The following is a 22,102-nucleotide window of genomic DNA, read 5'->3' as shown; positions in this document are numbered from 1 at the left end:
AGGAGCATCGCCATGGATTACTACAACCCGACTCTGGGACATCAATTCATCAACGGGAAGCAGGTACGCGGCCAGGGACCTGTCCTGCCGCGGGTCTCCCCCGCGACCGGTGATAAACTGCTCGACGTTGATACGGCGAGCTCGGAACAAGTGGACCAAGCGGTACAAGCCGCGGCACGGGCATTTACGACCTGGTCCGCACTGACACCAGCAGAACGCTCAGACCATCTGCTGGCCTTCGCCCGCGAGCTTGACGCGCATGCAGATGAGCTGGCCCAGGTGGAAACGGCGCAAACCGGCAAATCCATTCGGATGTCCACGGAGTTTGACGTCCCCGGAACGATTGACAATGTGAACTTCTTTGCCGGCGCCGCCAGAAACCTCCAGGGCTTGGCTGCTGGCGACTATGCAGGCAACACCACCTCGATGATCCGCCGTGAAGCTGTTGGCGTCATCGGCTCGATCAGCCCTTGGAACTATCCATTGCAAATGGCTGCCTGGAAGGTCCTCCCGGCCATCGCGGCGGGCAACACAATCGTGCTCAAGCCCAGTGAGCTCACTCCCGGCACGTCCATGCTTTTTGCCAGGGCCGCAAGCGATTCGGGGCTGCCCGATGGTGTTCTCAATGTGGTGGTTGGCGATGGCCCTTCCGTCGGGGCAACGCTGGTACGCCACCCTCTGGTGAAGATGACCTCGTTCACAGGTTCCACCGCGGTAGGGCTGAAGATCATGTCGATGGCCGCTGAACGCGCAAACCGCGTGCACTTGGAGTTGGGCGGCAAAGCGCCATTCGTCGTCTTTGACGATGCCGATATTGAAGCAGCGGCTCACGGCGCGGTGGCCGGTTCCACGATCAATTCCGGCCAAGATTGCACGGCGGCGACCCGCGCCTATGTGCACTCTTCTGTTTTTGACAAGTTCACCGCGCGGGTGGCGCAGCTGATGGATGCGATGGTGGTTGGCAATCCCGCAGATCCCGACACCGATATGGGTTCGCTGATCAGCGAAGCGCACCTGGAAAAGGTTTCGGCGATGGTCGATCGCGCAAAGCAGGACGGCGCGCAAATACTGGCCGGTGGCCGGCGCGAGGAACGCCCCGGGTTCTACTATCGCCCAACACTGGTCATCGGTGCCGCCCAGGATTCAGAAATTGTCCAGCACGAAGTTTTCGGGCCGGTCCTGGTGGCCCTGCCGTTCGAGGATGACGAGCAAGCCATAGATCTGGCTAATGACACGCCCTACGGTTTGGCTGCCAGCGCGTGGACGAAGAATGTCGACCGGGCAATGCAGGCCAGCGCCCAGATCCAGGCCGGCTGCGTGTGGATCAATGAGCATATCCTCATCGTTTCGGACATGCCACATGGCGGATACAAGGCTTCAGGCATGGGCAAGGATATGAGCCAGTACTCCTTTGACGAATACACCAATGTGAAGCACGTGATGTTCTCCCACGATCCGGCGCCTCACCGCCAGTGGCAGGACACCGTTTTCAAACAGCGCCAATAGGCCGGCTACAGACCGGAGAACAGCTGGTTCAGCTTCTTCGTGGCCATCCCGGGCTCGGTGGTGGCGAAGAAGTACTGGGCCAGTTGTTTTTGCTTGCCGGCCACCCCGCTGGCAGCCAGTTTCGCTACCCGGTCCGCCAATCCGTTGGCGTTGCCAAGGTGCTGTTCCATCGGCAGCCCGTCACGCAGCTTGCTCGGGCGTTCGGCGGCGAGCAGCAGCGGAACGTTCAATGCCACGGCGTCGTAGGCCATGGCTGAAGTATCGCAAATGGCCACGTCGGCCCAGACCAGGGATTGCGAAGCGTCGGGAACGGGATCCATGGTCGACTCGAACCTCGACTGCAAAGCAGCCACGGTCTTCTTGGCTTCAGCCTGGATATCGCCGGTTTTCGGATGGGGACGAAAACGCACGTCAAACCGGTCATCGTTGACCAGCTGCGCAAGGATCCGTTCGCCCAGCCTCATCACCGAGGAATAGGCCATCGCCGAAGAGTCGCCTTCCCACGTTGGTGCGTAGAGGACTCGGATCTTCTCTGAGGGTCCTGCCAGTTCCAAGGCATCAAGCTGGGGCCGCCCGATCTGCACGAGGTGCGAAGGATCGAATCGTGAGATGTTTTCACAGATGCGATCCACCGCTGCGGGTCCGGCGACACAGGCAAAGTCATAGGCCTTGAGCTGGTTAGAAACCATCGAGGCTTTTTCACTCTCGCCATGGTTCAGATGAATATGCGCTGGCCCGTTGAAGCGCAGCATGGTGAAGTTCCGCTGGGCATTGTTCACGTAGCTGATCGATTTGGTGTTCCACTCGCGCAGCCTGGACTCGATTTGTTCCATGGAACGTGTGAACAGCAGGGGCAGTGTGCTGGAGTTCAGTGCCTGCCGCGCGCTGAGTGAGTCCATCAATACCAGACCGATGCTCAGGCCTTGGGCGGAAAGCCGCTCAAAGGTCCCCAGCCAGACTCCTAGTTGGTAGAACTGGCCGGGGCCTTCGGCAAAGAAGATAACATGGTCGGCTTGTTGTATTTCCCTTTGACCTTGGGCTATTTCAACTCGCACTGATCGCTCCGCGATCAAGGCGCGTGCTTTACCTGTCGCCTGAGTAATTTGGGAAGGAATCAATGCCATACATGTAGTCTACGTACCGGCTAGCCGTTGATCGCGGAAGCCAAGTTGGAAATGTTGGATTTCATCCAATCCAGGTAGCTTGAATCATCCTGAATGGTTTCTGCGAAATCGACGACTGGCACCTTGCCGGATTCAGCATCCTTTTTCAGCGCCTTGGTCTCATTGCCTTCGGTCTGCACGTTGTAGGCGAGGACGCCGGTTTTGCCGCCTTCCAACAGGTCCTGGGCCTTCTTGAGGGTCATCGGCGCAATGCCTTCGCCTTCTTCGATGGCCTCGCTCAGCCCTTCAGGCGTGATGTCCTCCATGCCTGCATCCTCCAGAAGGTGGTACGGCACTGGCTCAGTCATGATGAACTTTTTGTCCTCGAGCTTGGCATCGCGCAGCTGAGTCTGCAGCTTCTTGATGCCGGCATTGAACTCTTCGGCGTTTTTCGTGTATTGCTGCGCGTTGGCGGCGTCAGTTTTGCCGAAGGTGGTGGCCAGCTCATCGGCCAAGGCCGACATGGAGTCGAGGTCGTACCAGATGTGCTCGTTGTAGCCGGCATGATCATGGCCTTCATGCTCCTCATGCGCTTCCTCTTTGGCATGCTCGGCATGCTCCTCGGCACTTTCGCCTTCATGCGCTTCTTCTTCCTCATGCTCCTTGGCAATCGGCGAAGAATCCACCGCGTGAATCAGTTGAACGCCGGAAGCCTCGTCGCTGGGCAGGGACTGGACCAGCGAATCCATGAACTGGTCGTATCCCCCGCCGTTGGCAACAACGATATTCGCTTCGGAAACGGTGAGCTTGTCGCGGGTGGTTGGCTCATAGGAGTGCGGGTCCTGGGCAGCCGAGGTGATGATCTCGCTGACGCTGACGGTGTCGCCACCTACAGCACGGGCAACTTGGCCATAGACATTGGTCGTGGCCACCACTTTGACCGCGGAGGTATCGGCGTCACTGGCTTCGCTGCCAGTCCCGGCGCACCCTACGAGGATCATCCCCGCCACGGGCACAGCAACGGCGGCTGCAAGCAATGAGCGATACTTCTTCATATGAGTTCTCCATCCAAACACGTTTGCTATTGAGAACAATTCTACATTACTTTTGAGAACCGTTCGCACCTAAGCGTCTGCGCTGGCGGCAAACAAGGACCGTTTGCCGTGTGCTCCGCCAGTACCGGTGGCCTTCACCACCATGACCGCGATGGCCGTGGTGACCGGAATAGCCAGTACCAAACCTATAGAACCAATAAGTATCCGGATAACTTCCTCAGCCATCTCCCCTGAGCCCAGCGTCACACCGAATCCCTGGTTGCTCATGGCCGCTATGGCCAGGATTGGCAGCGCGGCCCCGGCGTATGCGAAGGCAATGGTGTAGACAGTTGAGGCAATGTGGTCCCGGCCAATGCGCATGCCGCGGAAGAACAGTTCCTTGGCCGAAGCCCTGGGCGAAGTTTCGGCCAGTTCCCACACCGTGGCGGACTGAGTGATGGTGACATCGTTGAGCACACCCATTCCACCGACCAGCACGCCGCAGATCAGCAGGCCGGGCAAGGAAATTTGCGGCGCCACAGTAGACAAGGTCATCGCCGACTCGTCATTAGCGCCAGTCAGCGCCGCCGCGTCCGTTAGCCACAGCGCCAACGCCGCGGTCACTCCCAAGCCAAAGAGCGTGCCCAGCAGCGCCGTTGATGTCTTGGCATTCAAGCCATGGGCAAAATACAGCGCCACGAACATGATGGCCGTGGCACCGGTCAGGCCGACCACCACGGGATTCCCGCCCTCTATCAACGCCGGGACCATGAAGAAGATCATGAACGCGATGCCGCCAACCAAGCCGATGACCGCTCGCGCACCACGCCATCCAGCCACCAGCACGACAACTACCCCGTAGGCAATGGCCAACAGTGTCATGGGCATGGTGCGCACGAAGTCGACAAACACGTAGGGACTGCCGCTGGTGGTATCTACCTTGGACAGGTCTAAATAGCGCAAGGCATCCCCGGGCCGGGCATCCCGGGATTGCAGCATTTCAGGCGGAATTTCCATCTGGATTTCCGCCCCGCCTGACGCTGGCATGACATAGGTGACCGTGCATTCCAAGGTCTTGCCGCCCACGTCTTCCAGCCCTTGGGACGAAGGACAGGTCTCAACACCGCTCCGGGTTACGGTGCCGGTGGCCATCGTGGCACCACCAGCGGTATCCATGGAGCCATCGAGGGCAAACTTGTTGTACGTTCCTTGGGGCCATAGGACGATGACCATGACCATTGCCAGCACGCCGATAGGCGCGAGCAATGCCCACAAGATGATCGAGGCACGGCGCCGGCGTTTGGGATCCTGCAATATCGGTCCGTCATGGTGATGGTGGCCCACTGGGTCTTTCTCCAAATCAATAAAGGCGAATCGTCTGCAACAAGTCTATGAGCACCAAGGTGGCTACCTTGGGATGACCGATAAATCCTCCGCAAGGTTCATGTCGCAATGGGTGATCAGCGGGAGAATTGACCTATGAGCTCGCCACACTTTCTGCAGCCCCCTGCGCCCATAGCTGCCGGGGAACAAAGTTTTCCCTTCCACCGGCTAATGCGTCGAAACCATGATTACCGCTGGTGGCGCCCGCTGGCTTTTGCCGGAACCGGGCTGGGTTTTTTTGTAGCACTGTTCATTGTCGTCATGCTGATTATCTTCGTAGTGGCCTTGGTGAACCCCGCCAATTGGGCGGCCGATTCAAATGGCGCGCCAGACTCAGTCCTTACCGAGGCAGAGTTGGACATGACCTCGCCCATCGATTTCACCATTACGATGGCGTCATTGATCATCATGATCCCCGCGGTTTATCTGGCCTATCTATTGCTCGGCTCCAAGCCTGTCGGCCAATTGATTTCCGTCGCTGGAAGATTGCGCTGGCGCTGGTTCGCAATGGCCCTCGGCACCAGTTCCCTCTTATTTGCTGCCTACTTCGCCCTGAGCTTCGGCCTGACGGCCGCCGGTGTGGGAGGCCAACCTGACATGGCTGCGGCCAAAGTTCCGGCTGATCCACTCTTTTTTGCTCTCTTGGTCATTTTGCTGACACCATTTCAATGTGCTGCCGAGGAATTGGTGTTCCGCGGAGCATTGATGCAGATTATCGGCAGCTGGCTGAAGCATCCCCTTTTTGCCATTCTCCTGCCGGTGCCGTTGTTCACCTTTGGCCACCTCTACGACGTTTATGGACTGCTGGATGTGACGGCCTTTGCCATCGCTGCCGGCTACCTCACCTGGCGCACCGGCGGCCTGGAAGCTGCAATGGCCATGCACATTATCAACAACACCTTCTTGTTCTTGCTCGGAGCAATGGGCCAGGTGGATTTGAATGCAACGTCATCCGGTCCGATGTCCTTGCTCTTCTCGGTCCTCTTCACGGCGCTGCTGACATTTGCCCTGGTCAAGCTTTCCAGCAAGAACGACGTCGCTCGCGCCGCAGGGCCAATCCCGCCCATGACTCGGCCGCCGCTGCTGCAGCCCTGGCCGATGGCCCAGCCGGTACCTCACCCGCGCCAGGCTTATTGGGCGCCACCGATGGATCCGTCCGCACCGCAGGCCCAATCGCCTTACCCGCAGGACTATCCTCCGTCTCCCAGGTACCCGTCGACGCCTCCCGTTGATCCAGCTCATGGCGCTCCCGAGAATCACGATCGCTAAGCCGCTGTTCTCCGGCTGAAAACTGGAGGAGGTTCTGGCATGGCAATGGGCTCTTGACACGATTTTTCCTCGTGGCAAGAGCCCAATTTCATATTATTGAGGGGGTCAGGGCTTCGCCCAACGCAGCAGTGCAGCAATTCCTGCCCCGTCAGGTATGACCGAATCCGGGACATATCGAATAGTCGCATCCGTCAATGCGGTGGCCCGCAAGAGCACTTCCGGTGCCGGCCACTCACCGGCAACCAATTCTGCGTGGTCATCCCCTTCTTGATGGGCAATCCAGGGCTCGGCACTCAGGGCACGCAAGGTGTGCTCGTCTTGGTATTGCCCGACAAGCACGGTTTCAGCCTGTGCCGACTGCAACGCTGTCACCACTTCGTCCAGGCCCACGGCCAAGAGCGAACGGCCGTTGCCTGACTGCGCCGCGACTTTCGCTTCCAGATCAGCCAGTGACTTGGACTTCACGTCCTCGATAAGCTTGGCTATCCTCGCATCAACCTGTTTTGAATCAGCACCACCAGTTCTCGTGTGCGAATCGATGACTTCCACGTAATCCCGCAGGGCCGCCGGCAATTGGGCAATGACCGCTTCGCGAGCCTTGATATCCCCGGAGATCACGATCAATCGAACGTAATTTTCCGCAGACATCTTCGTAATCAGCTGGGCGACTTCATCTGCGTTCCTGCGCACCATTTCGTCGGCAGCCGCCTGGGCCTTGGGCTGGTCGTATTCACCGGGAACCTTTCGAGCGTGGTGAATCTCCTCGGGCAGTCCAACGATGCCTTGGCTAGCGATGCGCTCTGGTGATGCCGTGTTGTACAGATGCACTTCGCCACCGTCCTTGCCCACTTCGGCAACCAGGTAAGAGAAGGAACCACCGCGAGCACGAGCCAATGCCGTGAAATTCGGGAAAGGCCCGACATCCACCGTTGGAGCCTGGACCTTGAGCCCGGGAATGATTTCATTGAGTACAACTTCACCGTCATGGACAGCGACAAATCTTGCAACCGGTGCTCGCAGTCCTTCGGCAGGTTCCAACGCACCAATTAATGCTTGGATATCATCAGCCTTGGCTTGCTGGGACTTCAGCAATTTGGCGACATCCCCTGGAAGCCGATCAGCTGCTTCTTGAGCACCCGTCGTACCCAGTGAAGCATCCACGAGAGCCGTGCTCCATGATCCATTCCTTCGATAGAGCGAAGCGTCGATTCCATTAGAATCCGCGCGTAGTGCCATGCTGACTCCCTTCCGCACGCGACCCTTGGCCGCCTTGCGACTAGATCCGTGGGACTAACCTAACATCACTATTCAGTGGCTGGAAGAGGTAACCAGAAACTAACTTGTGATTGGAATGAAATCAGCATGGCGGCAACAATTTACCAGCGTCCACGCCAGTACTGCGGAGGGTGCGATTTCTCGGCGCCAAGCTGCTGGGCAGCATGGTTTGGCCACTGCGGATTGCCCAAAGCAGCCCGTCCAATGCTCACGCCGTCGGCCTGGCCTGAGACCACAATATGCTCAGCCTGAATGGCATCGGTGATAGCGCCTACGGCGGTGACAAATGCGTCGTCCGGCAGCGCCTGCTTGACGGCCTGTGCCAGGGGCACCTGGTACCCCGGCCCCGTTGGCCCATGGAAAGGCCCGATGCCCGCGCTTGAGAGGTCAAACGCGCGCACCCCGAGCTCATACAGTTCCTCGGCGAGTTTCACCGTGTCGGCAATGCTCCATCCGTCTTCCACCCAGTCTTCACCTGAAAAACGAATCCCGAGCGGTTTATCTGCCGGCCAGACGGCCGAGATTGCCTGGATGATTTCACGCAAGTATCGGGTGCGATTCTCGTAGCTTCCGCCATATTCATCGGTGCGCTGATTGGTCAGTGGAGACAGGAACTGGTGGATCAGATAACCGTGCGCTGCATGGATCTGGATGAGATCAAATCCGGCGGCATCGGCACGTTGTGCCGCTGCTGCCCAATCCTGAACTGACTCGGCGATCTGCTCGGGGCTCATGGCTGTTGCCGGCTTCAGGTCGAACAGGTCGCTCGGCGCGGACGTGAAGGTTTCCCAACCGCCGTCTTCGACACTGATGCTGCCCGAGAGGCCAGCTTCCTCCAGCTCTTTGAGCCATCCGTAGGTGGAGGCCTTCGCGCCGGCGTGGGCCAGCTGCACCCCGGCGGCAGCGCCATGGGAGCGGATGTATTCGGTGATGGGCTTCCAGGCTTCGACCTGCTCGTCGTTCCATAATCCGGCATCCCTGTCAGAGATTCGCCCCTCGGCAGCGACTGCCGTTGCCTCGGCGATGACAAGGGAAAAACCGCCGTGGGCCATGGATCCTAAATGCGCGAGGTGCCATGTGGTTGGCACTCCGTTGCGCTCGCTGATGGAATATTGGCACATCGGTGGCAGAACCACGCGATTGCGCAGCTGGAGTCCTGTTCCGTTTTTGGCGGGGATGGTCACTGGGCTGAATAACTTGCTTTGCGGCATACCTAGTGTGACGTTGAGGCCGCCTGATTTATTCCGCCCAGCACCATCGAGCGTCGAGGTCATCGGCCCAGGACGAGTACTGCCACGGTGAGGTACACGATCAGCCCAGCAGCGTCCACAAAGGTGGAGATGAATGGGTTGGAGAAGACCGCCGGGTCGGCTTTGAAGAACTTTCCGATGATCGGCATCGCTCCCCCAACGGCCGCCGCCACACTGCACAGTGCCACGAGCGTTATCCCGATGATTAGGCCGACCTTCAGTTCAAAAACGACGCCGGCAATGAGGAAGGCAATAGCACCCAAGCACAGTCCCAGCATGGCCCCGATGCGCACTTCCCGGAAAATGACCCGGCCCAAGTCGCTCACGCGCACATCTCCCATGGCCAGTGCCCTTGTGACAGTCGTGGCCGCCTGGTTGCCTGTATTTCCGCCAATGCCAACAATCAGCGGGATGAACAAGCTGAGCACGACCATGGACTCCAAGGTCTGTTCGAAAGTGGCGAGCACTTGCACAGTGAGCGTGGCGCCGATCGCCAAGACCAGGAGCCAAACCACACGGGCTCGCACCAGCTTGCGCAGCGGAGTGCCAAGGTACGGACGATACAAAGGCTCGGATCCAGCGCTGCGTGCGGTGCGTGATTCCTCGGCGTCTTCGAGCAGCTCGATGGCCTCTCCCAGTGGAAGCACGCCAATCAATCGTCCATCATTATCAAGCACCGGCATCAAGTCCAGGTGGCGTTCGACAGCCCTGCGCGCTGCCTCGATGCCAGGCTCGGAGGCCTGCGCGGCAGGTGTTTCCACGCTGATGGCAGAGATGGGCTGCTCCCGAGGCTGTCCGAGCAGATCACCCAGCCGCACCGCTCCGATGAGCCGGCGGGTGCGATCAACCACCATGATGATGTGGCAGTGTTCCGTCGTGCCCAACTGCGGGGTAATGCGATCCAGAGTCTGCCCGACGGTGAGCTCCGGATGCGTGGAGAGGAATTGGGCCGACATGACCCGCCCGGCGCTTGAATCCCGGTAGCCCAGCAGCACCCCGGTCGCTTGGCGCTGCCGGGCGTCCAATCCGGCAAGCAGCTGCGTGGCAACGGTGGCTGGCAGCTCGTCAAGCAGCGCAACCCGGTCTGCAGGTTCCAACGCGGCGAATGCTTCAACGACCGATTCTTGCTGGAGCGTCTCGATGAGTTCAGCCTGTACTGGCGCATCGAGCTCTTGGAAGACTTCCAACGACCGCTCTTTGTCCAGCATGCGGTATAGGATCGCAGCGTCGGTTGTCTTCAAGGCTTCAAATTGTTCGATGAGCTGCCCCAGCTCCAGTTCCCTGAGCAACGCGGCTAGGCGCTGATATGCATCAGCTGCGAGGCAGGTGCGGATTTCCTGGGAAGTAGTTGAAAAGTCTACGTATTCGAAGGTGAACATTATTGTCTTCCGAACGGTTCGTTTGGCGCAATTTCAAGGCTCACAAGCAACTACTCACCACTCTCCATCCGATAAATCGGGTGATAAATCAGTCAGTATTTGCGTGCGCCAATTTGCGCATGCCAAGGGTGGTTAGGCTGCGAACTCGCCGGACGCAGAGCTGTCCTGGATCAGGAAAATCAGCTGGCGCATGAAGAAAGGAACTGGTGAGCTCGCAGGTATATAGATCGACTAGAACTGCCGTCCATGAAGCTCACCTCCTGAAATTCCGAAGCATGGATTCATGCTGCGTGTATTGCCAGTTCTACCAGAAACCCGAGGCTGATAGCCAACAACAACGATGCATCTCACATTAAATGGCTTCGGGAGGCCGGATCAACCGGCCTCCCGAAAATAAATCTCAGCTAGCGATTAGCATTCGACCACGTTGACGGCGAGGCCGCCCATGGCCGTTTCCTTGTACTTATCGCTCATGTCCTTGCCAGTTTCACGCATTGTGATGATGACTTCATCCAAGGTGACATGGTGCTCGCCGTCGCCCATCAGCGCCATCTTGGCAGCATTCACTGCTTTGGATGCAGCAATCGCATTGCGCTCGATGCATGGAATCTGGACCAGGCCGCCAATGGGATCGCAGGTCAATCCGAGGTTGTGCTCCATGGCGATTTCTGCGGCGTTTTCCACCTGTGCCGGGGTGCCACCGAGAATTTCGGCGAGGCCGCCAGCGGCCATCGACGAGGCCGAGCCGACTTCGCCCTGGCAGCCAACCTCAGCGCCGGAGATCGAGGCCTGCTCCTTGTAGAGCACTCCCACTGCGCCTGCGGTGAGCAGGAAGCGCACTACGGCGTCGTTTCTTTCCTCTTCATTCCAGTACTTGGCACCTGGGGCATAGTGGGTGGCGTAGAACAGGACCGCTGGGATGATGCCGGCCGCACCATTGGTCGGCGCAGTCACCACGCGGCCGCCGGAAGCATTTTCCTCATTCACTGCCAAAGCGACAAGGTTGATCCATTCCTGCCAGTACACAGGATCACGGTCCTTGTCTTCCTTGCGCAGGCGCTCATGCCATTCCGGCGCGCGGCGGCGAACCTTAAGCCCACCGGGCAGCACACCGGTACGTTCTAAGGCAGAGTCCTTGCAGTCCTCCATCACCTGATAGATGTGGACCAGTCCTGATCGGATTTCGTCCTGACTGCGGTAGGCCAATTCATTGGACATCATGATGTCGGCAATGGACTTGCCCGTGGCCTTCACATGCTCCAAAAGCTGGGCAGCAGTGGTGAAAGGGTATGGCTGCTGTTGCAGCTTTTCTTCCAGATTCTTCTCGATGCGCTCCTCAGCACCTTCACGCACGATGAAGCCGCCGCCAACTGAGAAGAACGTTTCATTGGTCAGTTCATTGCCCTGTGAATCGAGGGCCACAAACTTCACTCCGTTTGTGTGGCGCGGCAGTACGGTCAACGGGTGTTGGACCATGTCATTGACGGAGTAGTTCAGGTCTTTGCGCTGTCCTAGCTGCGCTCCCAACTGCAAGATTCCAGTGGCATCCATCTGTTCCAGGCGTTCATCAACCTGCGAAGGCAGCACCGTTTCGGGTTCAAATCCTTCAAGTCCCAGCATGATGGCAGTGAAAGTTCCGTGCCCGCGTCCGGTCGCGGCCAGTGAGCCATAGACATCGACCCGGATATTATCCAGGGCATCCATCTTCTCTTCACGGATTACTTGGGCGATGAATGCGTGCGCCGCACGCATTGGCCCCACGGTGTGGCTGGATGAGGGTCCAATGCCAACCGAGAAAAGATCGAATACGCTTACCGCCATGGCGGGTCACATCCTTAGAACGTCGGCAATCCGGAGTGCTCACTCCGGAAAGATGGTGTGGTGTGCAAGAGGTCATCCTTGCATCGGAACTTCCGCACAGCGTGGGGTGAACTTCTGCGGATGAAAGACTGCGGGCCCGAAAAGCGGATGTTTCCGCCGTCCGGGCCCCCATCCTCACAAGATGGTGCTACTCGGAAACCTTGGCCAGATCCGGATACAGCGGATGGGCCTGCGCCAGCTCCAGAACCCGGTCCTTAAGCTCTGGCAACACCGAGGTATTGCCATCAGCACCAGCGATCAACGCCTGCGCAATGATCTCGGCCACCTCGGCAAACGCCGCCTCAGAGAAGCCACGGGTTGCCAACGCCGGAGTACCGATGCGCAACCCCGAAGTCACCATCGGCGGACGAGGATCGAATGGAACCGAGTTGCGGTTCACGGTGATTTCCACCTTTGCCAGCAGATCCTCGGCCTGCTGGCCATCCAACTCCGAATTACGCAGATCAACCAGAACCAGGTGCACATCGGTGCCACCGGTCAACACGCTGATGCCCTTGGCCGCCACATCATCCTGAGTCAAACGCTCAGCAAGGATCTTGGCACCAGCCAAGGTGCGCTGCTGGCGTTCCTTGAACTCTTCGGACGCAGCGATCTTGAAGGCCACTGCCTTGCCAGCAATCACGTGCTCCAGAGGGCCGCCCTGCTGGCCTGGGAAGACTGCAGAGTTCAGCTTCTTGGCGATCTCGGCATCATTGGACAAGATGATTCCGCCACGAGGACCAGCCAAAGTCTTGTGCGTGGTCGAGGTGACCACATGCGCATAAGGCACAGGAGACGGGTGCAACCCGGCAGCGACCAGGCCCGCGAAGTGCGCCATGTCCACAAACAAGTACGCGCCGACCTTGTCAGCGATCTCGCGGAAGCGCTTGAAGTCCAGCTGGCGCGGGTACGCCGACCAACCGGCCACGATCATCTTCGGCTGGTGCTCCACGGCAAGGCGCTCCACCTCGTCCATGTCCACCACATTGGTTTCCTCGTTCACGCCGTAGGGCACGATGTTGAACAAGCGGCCGGAGAAGTTCAGCTTCATGCCATGGGTCAAGTGACCACCATGAGCCAAGTTCAACCCCAGCACGGTATCGCCCGGACGGACCAGTGCGTGGTACACCGAGGCGTTGGCCTGCGCGCCGGAGTGCGGCTGGACGTTGGCGAAGTTCGCGCCGAACAGTTCCTTGATGCGCTCGATGGCAAGGGTCTCGATGACGTCGACTTCTTCGCAACCTCCGTAGTAGCGGCGGCCCGGGTAGCCTTCGGCGTACTTGTTGGTCAGCACCGAGCCCTGGGCCTGCATGACGGCCTGGGCGGTGTGGTTCTCCGAGGCGATCATTTCCAGGCCGCGCTGCTGGCGGGCCAGCTCGGCGTCGATGCGCTGCGCTACCTCCGGGTCCAAGGCAGCCAGCGACTGGGTCAGCGATGCTGGCGCTAGGGATTCAAAAGTCTGGTTGCTCATTACTCGACGTCTCCACCGTTGGTGCTTGCGTAGTCTGCTGCCGAAAGCAGCGGGCCCTCTTCGGTCACTTCTACGGTGAACAGCCAGCCGGCACCGTAGGGGTCTTCGTTCAGGATTGCGGGGTTGTCAACAGCCTCGTCGTTGATGGCAACGACCGTGCCGGTCACTGGCGAGTACAGGTCGGATACCGACTTGGTGGATTCCACCTCGCCGCAGGTTTCACCGGCGCTGACAGAATCGCCAACTTCTGGCAGGTCGACGTAGACCACGTCGCCCAGGGCGTCTGCAGCGATCTGGGTGATGCCGACCTTGGCTGGGGACGATGCATCGATCCACTCGTGCTCGGCCGAATAGCGCAATGACGAAAGAACTTTACTCACGGTATTTCCTCTCCCAAGGGAATAAGCGGGCGTATGGCTTGGCCCTACTGATGTTTAACGTTACTTGGCTCGCGTGTAGAACGGCAGTTCGACGACGACAAATGGCAAAGTCTTACCGCGCAGATCTACTTCCAGCTCGGTGCCGACTTCGCTGAATTCCGCATCCACATACCCCAGGGCCACCGGGTAGCCGAGGGTCGGAGAAGGCTGTCCGGAGGTGATTTCACCAACAGTGGCCCCGTCCTTCACGATGGCGTAGCCGCCGCGTCCCGCGCGCTTTCCCAGGCCCTTCAGGCCAACGAGCTTGCGTGCCGGGGTCTGCTCGCGCAGGGACTCCAGTGCCTTGCGGCCTACGAAGTCTTCTTCCTTCTTGAAGGAGACCACTGGGCCAAATCCCGCATCAAATGGGGTGCGATCCAGGCTCAGCTCGTTGCCGTACAGCGGCATGCCTGCTTCAAGGCGGAGCGAGTCGCGAGCGGCCAGGCCGCACGGAACCAATTCGTGGTCCGCGCCAATGGCGATGATCTTGGCCCACAGTTCGGCGGCTTGTTCATTGTCGATGATTAATTCGAAGCCGTCTTCGCCGGTGTATCCTGTGCGCGCCAGGAGCACGTCGATACCGCCGAGCACCAGCTTGGCCGCTGCGTAATATTTCAGCTCTGTGACGCTCTGGGCGGTTTCGGCATCCGCTGCCAGTTTGGAGACAATCGCCTGCGCGTTGGGTCCCTGGACTGCGATCAGGCTCTGGCGGGCCGAGGCGTTATCCACCTGCACGTCGAATCCTGCAGCGCGCTCTTGAAGGGCCACGGCCACCACGTCGGCGTTGCCGGCATTGGGCACCACGAGGAATTCTTCTTCTGCCAGGCGGTACACGATCAGGTCATCGATGATCTTTCCTTCAGCATCGAGGATCAGCGAGTACTTCGCTTTGCCCACCTTCATGATGGTGAAGTTGCCAGCCAGTGCGGTGTTAAGCGCGGTGCCGGCCTGCGGACCAGAAAGGTACACCTCGCCCATATGGGACAGGTCGAACAGGCCAGCGGTGGAGCGCACGGCCTTGTGCTCGGCCAGTTCCGAACCGTACTTCAGCGGCATATCCCAGCCGCCGAAGTCGGTGAAGTTGGCGCCGAGCTCTGCATGCTGGGCATGCAGGGCGGTGTGCTTGAGTTCTTGGGTAGTCTCAGTCATCTCAAAGTCTTTCTAGTCTTCGAAGGCTTCAGGAGCCGGGCAGGAGCAGATCAGGTTTCGGTCGCCACCGGCGCCGTCGATGCGTCCGACAGCCGGGAAGTACTTGTCGAACTTCAAGCTGGCTACCGGGAAGGCGGCCTGCTCTACCGAGTACTTGCGGTCCCAGCCGCTGTTGACCACAGCGGAGACCGTGTGCGGAGCGTTGCGCAGCGGGGACTGCTCGATGGTGTAAATCCCGGAGAGCACCTCTTCCATTTCCTGGCGGATGGTGATCATGGCTTCGATGAAGCGCTCGATCTCGCCCAGGTCCTCGGATTCGGTGGGCTCCACCATCAGGGTGCCGGCGACCGGGAAGGACAGGGTCGGCGCGTGGAAGCCGAAGTCGATCAGGCGCTTGGCCACATCTTCTGCGGTCACACCGGTCTTCGCGGTCAGCTCGCGCAAATCCAGGATGCACTCGTGGGCAACCAGGCCCTTGTTGCCGGTGAACAGCACGGGGAAGTGCTCGTTCAGGCGCTTGGCAATGTAGTTGGCGTTCAAGATGGCGTGCTTGGTGGCCTCGGTCAGGCCGTCCCCGCCCATCATCGCGATGTAGGCCCAGGAGATCGGCAGTACGCCGGCCGAGCCGAAGGCGGTAGCCACTACCGGCACGCCGTCGCGCTCGGTGTAGGTGCCCGAGGCATCTCCGGGAAGGAATGGCAGCAGGTGCTCGCCCACGCCGATCGGGCCGACGCCCGGGCCGCCGCCGCCGTGCGGGATGCAGAAGGTCTTGTGCAGGTTCAGGTGGCTGACGTCTCCGCCGAACTTGCCCGGCTGGGCCAGGCCCACCATGGCGTTCATGTTGGCGCCGTCGATGTACACCTGTCCGCCAGCAGCATGGATCTTGTCGCAGACCTCGCGCACGTCGGCGTCGTAGACCCCGTGGGTGGACGGGTAGGTGATCATGATGGCCGAGAGGACGTCCTTGTTGGCCTCGATCTTGGCATCCAGGTCATTGGCGTCGATGGTTCCGTCGGCTGCGGTCTTCACGACCACGACCTTCATGCCGGCCAGCACTGCCGAGGCGGCGTTGGTGCCGTGGGCGGAAGCCGGGATGAGGCAGACATTGCGCTGGCCCTCGCCACGCGATGCGTGGTAGTCCGAGATGGCCAGCAGGCCTGCGTATTCGCCCTGCGAGCCGGCGTTTGGCTGGATGGAGACGCCAGCGTAGCCGGTGATCGCGGTCAGGCGGCCTTCCAGGTCGGTGATCAGCTCGCGCCAGCCCTCGGTCTGCTCGGCTGGTGCGTACGGGTGGATGGAAGCGAACTCTGGCCAGGTGATGGATTCCATCTCGGCTGCGGAGTTCAGCTTCATGGTGCAAGAGCCCAGCGGGATCATGGTGCGGTCCAGCGCCAGGTCGCGGTCCGAGAGGCGGCGCAGGTAGCGCATCATCTGGGTCTCGGAGGAGATGGTGTTGAAGATCGGGTGGGTCATGAAGTCGCTGGTGCGCACCTGACCGGCAGGGATCTCGAATCCTTCCGGGGCAGAGAGCTGCACGCCGAAGACCTCCAGCAGGGACTTCACAATGCTCGAGGTGGTGGTCTCATCGGTGGAGATGCCGACCTGGGTGTCGCTGACCTTGCGCAGGTTGATGCCCGCGGCGATGGCCTTGGCGATGATTTCCCCGGCGTTCTCGACGTTCACCACGACGGTGTCGAAGAAGGTCTGCGAGGCCAGGGTGAATCCGCCGGCAACCAGCGAGCTGGCGATCACGCGGGCGTGGTTGTTGGCGCGTGATGCAATCTGCTTCAGGCCTGCCGGGCCGTGGTAGACGGCGTACATCGAGGCGCAGATGGCCAGCAATGCCTGGGCGGTGCAGATGTTGGAGGTGGCCTTCTCGCGGCGGATGTGCTGCTCGCGGGTCTGCAGGGCCAGGCGGTAGGCAGGAACTCCTGCGTCATCCACCGAAACACCGACCAGGCGTCCTGGCATGGAACGGGTCAGGCCATCGGCCACCGCCATGTAGGCTGCGTGCGGTCCGCCGAAGAACAGCGGCACGCCGAAGCGCTGGGTGTTGCCCACGGCGATATCGGCGCCCTGCTCGCCTGGAGGGGTGATCATGGTCAGTGCCAGCAGGTCGGCGATCACGGTGACCATGGCGCCGGCTTCCTTGGCGGCGGCGATGATGCCGGTGTGCTCGGAGATGGAGCCGTTGCTGCCTGGCTGCTGCAGCACGATGCCGGAGATGTCGCCTTCTGGCAGGCCTGCGGAGAGGTCAGCGACCTCGACTTCGAAGCCCAGCGCGTCGGCGCGGCCCTGCACGACCTTGATGGTCTGCGGGAAGATGTTGGAGTCCAGGACGGTCTTGCCCTTGGCCTTCTTCTTGTTGGCACGGCGCATCATCAGCACCGCTTCGGCGGCGGCGGAGGATTCGTCCAGCAGCGAGGCGTTGGCGATCGGCAGTCCGGTCAGGTCCATGACCATGGTCTGGAAGTTCAGCAGGGCTTCGAGGCGGCCCTGGGAGATTTCTGGCTGGTACGGGGTGTAGGCGGTGTACCAGGCCGGGTTTTCCACGATGTTGCGGCGGATCACCGCGGGGGTGATGGTGTCGTAGAAGCCCTGGCCGATCATCTGGGTCTTCATGACGTTCTTGGAGGCCAGGTCACGCAGGTGGGCTAGTGCTTGGGTTTCGCTCAGGGCGGCTGGGATATCCAGCATGGCGTCTTGGCGGATGTCTGCCGGAACGGCGGTGTCGATCAGGTCTTCGAGGCTGTTGTAGCCCAGAGTCTGAAGCATGGTGTCTACGTCGGAAGGACGCGGGCCGATATGGCGGGCAACGAATTCGCTATTCGTAGAAGCCGAAATCTGCGTGCTGGTCATGGTGCTGGAGTCTCCACGGGGATCTGTCTTGGCGCATGCCAAAGGAAGGACGCTTTGCCTCCCCATCCCTGTTGCACTACCTGAGAGTTTTACGCGTCCGGCCAACTAAGCCGGGCGCTTGCACCTTCGGTGAACCGGTACTGGCCGGCTACTTTCCAGAGTTGCCTCGTGATGGCGGTACGGGGGCCTGAGAGTTTCCTGGGGAGGAATTGCTCCTACGGCGCCCGTCCATGGTGTGAACGGGGCTCTCCCGCCATCCGTCTATGGCGCACGCTGCCGGTCGGAGACCCGCAGCACACAACCATGTTACCTGCCTCGCGCGGAACATCAAAGACGCCTCGGCAGAAAAACTGTCACAAAACTTCTAGCTCGCCGGGACGGCTAGCCGAACGTACTCGGGATACTTGGCTGACAAGGAGTCTCCAGAGGACGTTCCGGTCAGGCGGCGCTTGAGCCACGGCACCAAATGCTCGGTGGCCCAGCCCAATTCTTCCTTGAGCTTCTCGCCGCGCGAGTTCACGGCCAGCTCGGGCAGCACCGGAGCCTGGATCAGTTCGGCCCAGTTGCCCTCGGCCACCTGCTCTTCGCCCAGGACGTTGAGCACCTTGGAGGCCATCAGCGCATGGCCAAGTTCATTCATATGCAGGCGGTCTGCCGCCCAGTACCGCAGGTCCGAGAATTCCCGCCAGCGCCAGTAGTCGGCGATGATCGCGCCGTGCTTGTCGGCGATCTCGCGGACCTTCTCGTTGTAGATGGCAGTGCGCGGGCGAGTCCTGGAAAACAGCGGGGATTCGACGGTATCAAAACCGGTAAAGAGCATCACGGTGCAACCGGCCTCGGAAAAGCGGCGGACCATTCCCTCATAGCCGCGCATCAGCGCGTCCAAATCCGCGGTGGGACGCAAAATGTCATTGCCGCCGGCGTAGATGCTCACCAGGTCCGGGGCCATGGACAGCCCCTGGTCCAGTTGCTGGTTGATCACCTGGCCAATTTTCTTGCCGCGCACCGCAAGGTTGGCATATTCCCAATCCCCCTGGGCACCGAGCACTTCGGCAACTCGATCAGCCCATCCGCGCACCTGGTTTGGACGTTCTGCATCAACATCGCCGACGCCTTCGGTGAATGAATCACCTAATGCCAAAAACTTCTTCACTTCAATCCCACTTCGTCTTGCTGATGATTTTGCGTTGTGCCGTTGCGGCTAGCTGGATTTCGCCTTGGCGCCCTTGGCCAAGATGAGCTGGCGGCACAGCTGGCTCAATTGCACCCCGGTGGAGGTTTCCCTGGCACCTTCGCTGCGCGAGGGGATGAAGCCGAAGCCCAACTGGTAGGCCGGGTCCGCGAAAGCCAGGGAGGAGTTCGCGCCATCGTGCCCGTAGGCAAAAATCGAGCCGTAGTTGTTGCGCGCGGTGGCTTTCATGAATCCCAGTGCGAAGGCTTGCAGCAATCCATTGGTGCGGTCATGGCCGTAGACCAGCTCGGTGGATACTCGCGACCAGGTGTCTTCGCTGAGCAATCCGCGCGAAGCGCCGAGGGCAGGAACCGCCCCGAAGGACGCCGCGTAGATGGCAGCCAGGCCCTGGGCGCTGGCTACGCCGCCCATGGAAGCCGGGCCAAGTTCACGTACCTGCGCCGCATTGGCCAGCTCGTGCCAGTTGTACACCGGGCCGCTTTCCAGGGCGAACCCGGAGGAGGAGTTCACGGCGAGGCCAGCCGGTGAGAAGGGGTCGAAAAATTCGGCGGGAGCTTCGGCCGCCGGCAAGACGTCGCGGTAGCGGGATTCCAACGCAGGATCCTGCCCGATATAGGCGTCCACCCCCAGCGGCTTGCGGATGCGCTCTTCAAAGATCTCCTTGAGTTCCTTGCCGGTGACCCTGCGAACCAGTTCTTCCATGAGCACCCCCATGGTGATGGCATGGTAGCCCACGATATTCTGGCCCAGCGGCCAGATGCTTGGCATGGAGGCCAGGACCTTGGCGTATTCTGCCGAGTTCAGCAGCACCTGGCTGGGCACTCCCCCGGGAACGCCGAGGACACCGGCCTGATGGCTGAGTACTTCGCCGACGCTCAAGGCATTTTTTCCGCCAGCGCCGAATTCCGGCCAGTAGGTGGCCATTGGCTCGGCGGGGTCGATCAGGCCATCCTGGACCAACAGTGCAACGACCAGCGCGCCCAGCCCCTTGGTGCAGGAGAAAACACAAGTCAGCGCATTCCCGGCAAGGTGCTCTCCCACGCTGTGGCGGAGCACCAGCTCGCCTCGGTGATATACGGCCAGCTGCGCCGAATAGTCTTCCTCTTCGGCAGCTCGCGCTTCAAGAGCCTGAGCCAACGGTGCGAAATCTTCGCTGATCACCGAGTCCATTTACATCCTTAAACTGCTTCTCGCTTTTCAACTAACCCTAGTCGGATTCCGCGCAATTCACGATTGGCGCCCATGAGCGCCCCTACCAGCATATCCGTACGTCAAGTCACAGGTTTGCCAGTCATTGACCGCTTATCCCGTGATTCATACCGCTGGGCTTCGGAAACTGTGAGCCAGCCCTGAAGGCAGGTTGCCCGCTTTGGGTGCAGCCACTAAATTTGTCATGCTTGCCACCAATATTTGAAGGAGATGATCTCGATCGCATGACTGTGGATAGTGACACGCCAATACCCCAGAGCCAGGATGCAGAACTCAAGCGGGTGATCGGCCCCAAGCTGCTGCTATTCCTGATCATGGGCGATATCATCGGCGCTGGAATTTTTGCCATCACCGGCAAGGTTGCGGGACAGGTCGGCGGCGCAGCGTGGCTGCCATTCCTGGTCGCCTTCGCCATCGCAACCCTCACCGCTTTCAGTTACCTGGAGCTGGTGACCAAATACCCGCACGCCGCAGGCGCTGCGCTGTATGTGCACAAGGCTTTCGGCGTCCATTTTGTCACCTTTATCGTGGCCTTCACCGTGGCTTGCTCTGGCATTACCAGTGCTGCCACGTCGGCGACCCTGGTGGGGCAAAACTTGCTGATCGGCTTCGGCCAATTCATTGACGGTGTGCCCACGACCCCGCAGGCGGGCATGTGGGCGGCCATTATCATCATCGTGATCCTTGCGCTGATCAACCTGCGCGGTGTGGGCGAGAGCGTGAAGTTCAATCTGGTGCTGACCATCGTTTCGCTGGCCATCATGGCGGTGATTATCGGCATTGGCTTCGCAGTTATCGCTTCGGGCCAGGGCGACGTGAGCCGCTTGGTCGTCTTCGAGACCCCTTCCGATCGCAGCCTCTTCGCCGCGGTGACCATGGGCACGGCCATCGCGTTCTTCGCCATGGTGGGCTTTGAAGACTCGGTCAATCTGGTGGAAGAGACGAAGAACCCGAACAAGATCTTCCCGAAGATCATGCTCATCAGCCTGGGCTTGTGTGCCCTGATCTACATGCTCGTAGCCATCACCGTCATTATGGTGATCCCCACCGGCGACCTGCTGAACCCGAAGAACCCGGATGCCGGCATCCTGCTGGACGTGGTGCGCATCGGCGCACCGAACATTCCCATCGATACCATCTTCCCGTTCGTGACCGTCTTTGCAGTGGTCAATACGGCGCTGATGAACATGCTCATGGCCAGCCGCCTGCTCTACGGCATGGCCCGCCAGGGCGTGCTGCCGCAGTTCCTGGGCAAGGTGCACTCCACCCGCCGCTCCCCTTGGGTAGCCATTCTGTTCAGCACCGCCCTTGCCATCGCCTTGGTGGCTTATGTGAACCTGGACAGCGAAAACGGCATTGTCGGTTCCCTGGGCGGCACCACTGCGCTGCTGCTGCTGTGCGTCTTCGCAGTAGTGAACGTTTCGCTGCTGGTGCTGCGCCGCGAGAAGGCACCTGACGATGCGTTCCGCGCACCAACCATCATCCCGATTCTTGGCGTGGCCTTCTGCTTGTTCCTCGCCGGCCCATGGGCCCGTTCGCGCGCCGACTGGGTGCAGTACGAGATCGCGGGCCTGCTGCTGGTCATCGGCGTGGCTCTTTGGGCCCTGACCTGGCTGATCAACCGCGTCAACTACAAGAAGGGCATCATCGAGACCCGCCCTGGCGACTACAAGTAAATCCTCTCCAGCAATACCTTGGTCCACCGGGAATTTCCCCGGTGGACCATATTTTTGCCCCATGCCCG

16 protein-coding genes and 1 riboswitch are annotated in these 22,102 nt (G+C 60.2%); of the genes, 3 read left to right on the top strand and 13 right to left on the bottom strand.

What is annotated here, in order from left to right; genetic code table 11:
* The first annotated feature begins 12 nt into the window (after positions 1-12).
* Complete coding sequence (locus ACT7DV_RS10245; protein WP_444662333.1) at positions 13-1,506, top strand: gamma-aminobutyraldehyde dehydrogenase; 1,494 nt, start codon at positions 13-15, stop codon at positions 1,504-1,506.
* A 5-nt stretch (positions 1,507-1,511) separates the two neighbouring features.
* Here ACT7DV_RS10245 and ACT7DV_RS10240 read toward each other — a convergent pair whose 3' ends face one another.
* From ACT7DV_RS10240 to ACT7DV_RS10230, 3 genes are all read right to left on the bottom strand, one after another.
* Positions 1,512-2,630 carry a CDP-glycerol glycerophosphotransferase family protein gene (locus tag ACT7DV_RS10240; protein ID WP_444662331.1) on the bottom strand — a complete coding sequence of 373 codons (1,119 nt, stop codon included), beginning with the start codon at positions 2,628-2,630 and terminating at the stop codon, positions 1,512-1,514.
* Between the two features lie 20 nt (positions 2,631-2,650).
* The gene (locus tag ACT7DV_RS10235) at positions 2,651-3,664 is read right to left on the bottom strand and encodes a metal ABC transporter solute-binding protein, Zn/Mn family (RefSeq protein WP_444662330.1); all 1,014 of its coding nucleotides are present in this window, start codon (positions 3,662-3,664) and stop codon (positions 2,651-2,653) included.
* A gap of 69 nt (positions 3,665-3,733) precedes the next feature.
* The gene (locus tag ACT7DV_RS10230; protein ID WP_444662328.1) at positions 3,734-4,987 is read right to left on the bottom strand and encodes a YibE/F family protein; all 1,254 of its coding nucleotides are present in this window, start codon (positions 4,985-4,987) and stop codon (positions 3,734-3,736) included.
* A gap of 135 nt (positions 4,988-5,122) precedes the next feature.
* Between ACT7DV_RS10230 and ACT7DV_RS10225 the strand changes: the two genes are divergently transcribed.
* Complete coding sequence (locus ACT7DV_RS10225; RefSeq protein ID WP_444662326.1) at positions 5,123-6,295, top strand: CPBP family glutamic-type intramembrane protease; 1,173 nt, start codon at positions 5,123-5,125, stop codon at positions 6,293-6,295.
* 105 nt (positions 6,296-6,400) lie between these two features.
* On the opposite strand, the gene ACT7DV_RS10220 is transcribed toward ACT7DV_RS10225, so the two are convergent.
* From ACT7DV_RS10220 to ACT7DV_RS10175, 10 genes are all read right to left on the bottom strand, one after another.
* Positions 6,401-7,531 (bottom strand): baeRF2 domain-containing protein, encoded by a 1,131-nt coding sequence (locus ACT7DV_RS10220; protein ID WP_444662324.1) that lies wholly within the window; start codon positions 7,529-7,531, stop codon positions 6,401-6,403.
* 140 nt (positions 7,532-7,671) lie between these two features.
* A complete protein-coding gene (locus ACT7DV_RS10215; RefSeq protein WP_444662322.1) occupies positions 7,672-8,781 on the bottom strand; it encodes an NADH:flavin oxidoreductase/NADH oxidase in 1,110 nt (369 codons plus the stop codon).
* A gap of 59 nt (positions 8,782-8,840) precedes the next feature.
* A complete protein-coding gene (gene mgtE, locus ACT7DV_RS10210; protein WP_444662321.1) occupies positions 8,841-10,199 on the bottom strand; it encodes a magnesium transporter in 1,359 nt (452 codons plus the stop codon).
* Positions 10,200-10,610: 411 nt separating this feature from the next.
* Positions 10,611-12,020 (bottom strand): L-serine ammonia-lyase, encoded by a 1,410-nt coding sequence (locus ACT7DV_RS10205; protein ID WP_146276049.1) that lies wholly within the window; start codon positions 12,018-12,020, stop codon positions 10,611-10,613.
* 187 nt (positions 12,021-12,207) lie between these two features.
* A complete protein-coding gene (glyA, locus tag ACT7DV_RS10200) occupies positions 12,208-13,530 on the bottom strand; it encodes a serine hydroxymethyltransferase (RefSeq protein ID WP_444662320.1) in 1,323 nt (440 codons plus the stop codon).
* Positions 13,530-13,910, bottom strand: a complete 381-nt coding sequence (gene gcvH / locus ACT7DV_RS10195; protein ID WP_444662318.1) for a glycine cleavage system protein GcvH — start codon at positions 13,908-13,910, stop codon at positions 13,530-13,532. Before gcvH ends, glyA begins: the two co-directional genes overlap by 1 nt.
* Positions 13,911-13,970: 60 nt before the next feature.
* Complete coding sequence (gene gcvT, locus ACT7DV_RS10190) at positions 13,971-15,098, bottom strand: glycine cleavage system aminomethyltransferase GcvT (protein WP_444662316.1); 1,128 nt, start codon at positions 15,096-15,098, stop codon at positions 13,971-13,973.
* A 12-nt stretch (positions 15,099-15,110) separates the two neighbouring features.
* Positions 15,111-17,957, bottom strand: coding sequence for an aminomethyl-transferring glycine dehydrogenase (gene gcvP, locus ACT7DV_RS10185; RefSeq protein ID WP_444662314.1), 2,847 nt, complete (start codon positions 17,955-17,957; stop codon positions 15,111-15,113).
* Between the two features lie 165 nt (positions 17,958-18,122).
* A riboswitch (glycine riboswitch) is annotated at positions 18,123-18,220 on the bottom strand.
* 101 nt (positions 18,221-18,321) lie between these two features.
* On the bottom strand, positions 18,322-19,110 hold the full coding sequence (locus tag ACT7DV_RS10180; protein ID WP_444662312.1) for an SGNH/GDSL hydrolase family protein: 789 nt from the start codon (positions 19,108-19,110) through the stop codon (positions 18,322-18,324).
* Between the two features lie 48 nt (positions 19,111-19,158).
* On the bottom strand, positions 19,159-20,319 hold the full coding sequence (locus ACT7DV_RS10175; RefSeq protein ID WP_444662310.1) for a serine hydrolase domain-containing protein: 1,161 nt from the start codon (positions 20,317-20,319) through the stop codon (positions 19,159-19,161).
* Between the two features lie 263 nt (positions 20,320-20,582).
* Between ACT7DV_RS10175 and ACT7DV_RS10170 the strand changes: the two genes are divergently transcribed.
* The gene (locus ACT7DV_RS10170) at positions 20,583-22,034 is read left to right on the top strand and encodes an APC family permease (RefSeq protein ID WP_444662308.1); all 1,452 of its coding nucleotides are present in this window, start codon (positions 20,583-20,585) and stop codon (positions 22,032-22,034) included.
* Positions 22,035-22,102: the final 68 nt, after the last annotated feature.

This window comes from Glutamicibacter sp. TV12E (assembly GCF_052441935.1).
Classification (GTDB): Bacteria; Actinomycetota; Actinomycetes; order Actinomycetales; family Micrococcaceae; genus Glutamicibacter.
This window is presented reverse-complemented; position numbering and strand designations above follow the sequence as displayed.

Excerpts from the sequence above, each read along its gene's own strand:
- ACT7DV_RS10205 (WP_146276049.1), bottom strand. The coding sequence starts at position 12,020 with ATGGCGGTAAGCGTATTCGATCTTTTCTCGGTTGGCATTGGACCCTCA.
- mgtE (WP_444662321.1), bottom strand. The coding sequence starts at position 10,199 with ATGTTCACCTTCGAATACGTAGACTTTTCAACTACTTCCCAGGAAATC.
- ACT7DV_RS10170 (WP_444662308.1), top strand. The coding sequence starts at position 20,583 with ATGACTGTGGATAGTGACACGCCAATACCCCAGAGCCAGGATGCAGAA.
- ACT7DV_RS10220 (WP_444662324.1), bottom strand. The coding sequence starts at position 7,531 with ATGGCACTACGCGCGGATTCTAATGGAATCGACGCTTCGCTCTATCGA.
- ACT7DV_RS10245 (WP_444662333.1), top strand. The coding sequence starts at position 13 with ATGGATTACTACAACCCGACTCTGGGACATCAATTCATCAACGGGAAG.
- ACT7DV_RS10235 (WP_444662330.1), bottom strand. The coding sequence starts at position 3,664 with ATGAAGAAGTATCGCTCATTGCTTGCAGCCGCCGTTGCTGTGCCCGTG.
- ACT7DV_RS10240 (WP_444662331.1), bottom strand. The coding sequence starts at position 2,630 with ATGGCATTGATTCCTTCCCAAATTACTCAGGCGACAGGTAAAGCACGC.
- glyA (WP_444662320.1), bottom strand. The coding sequence starts at position 13,530 with ATGAGCAACCAGACTTTTGAATCCCTAGCGCCAGCATCGCTGACCCAG.
- ACT7DV_RS10175 (WP_444662310.1), bottom strand. The coding sequence starts at position 20,319 with ATGGACTCGGTGATCAGCGAAGATTTCGCACCGTTGGCTCAGGCTCTT.
- ACT7DV_RS10215 (WP_444662322.1), bottom strand. The coding sequence starts at position 8,781 with ATGCCGCAAAGCAAGTTATTCAGCCCAGTGACCATCCCCGCCAAAAAC.
- gcvT (WP_444662316.1), bottom strand. The coding sequence starts at position 15,098 with ATGACTGAGACTACCCAAGAACTCAAGCACACCGCCCTGCATGCCCAG.
- gcvP (WP_444662314.1), bottom strand. The coding sequence starts at position 17,957 with ATGACCAGCACGCAGATTTCGGCTTCTACGAATAGCGAATTCGTTGCC.
- ACT7DV_RS10225 (WP_444662326.1), top strand. The coding sequence starts at position 5,123 with ATGAGCTCGCCACACTTTCTGCAGCCCCCTGCGCCCATAGCTGCCGGG.